The 207-nt window shown below is 66.7% G+C and carries 1 protein-coding gene; it reads right to left on the bottom strand.

Annotation, left to right across the window (positions count from 1 at the left end):
- Nucleotides 1-207 (bottom strand): hypothetical protein (locus E1K68_RS27640; protein ID WP_212614980.1); only part of this gene is annotated, 207 nt, incomplete at both ends.

Genomic DNA, 207 nt, shown 5'->3' with positions numbered 1-207 from the left:
GAAGTCGCCGGCTTCATAGGCCAGCTGCACACGGCCGGCCATGTCGCGATAGCCTTCCAGCTCGCTGGCGGCGTTGCCGCCTTCATTGTCGTTCTTGACCCAGTCGTCACGACGCTGGAGCAGGCCCGACACGCGGAAGCTGAGGCCGTCGGCGATCGGGCCGCCGATCGCGGCTTCGGCATTGACGGTGTTGTAGGTCGCCCAGGA

Source organism: Pseudomonas sp. B2021 (assembly GCF_018135665.1).
GTDB classification, from domain to species: Bacteria; Pseudomonadota; Gammaproteobacteria; order Pseudomonadales; family Pseudomonadaceae; genus Aquipseudomonas; species Aquipseudomonas lactis.
The sequence above is the reverse complement of the archived record's forward strand: the minus strand, read 5'-3'. Positions and strand labels throughout refer to the sequence as shown.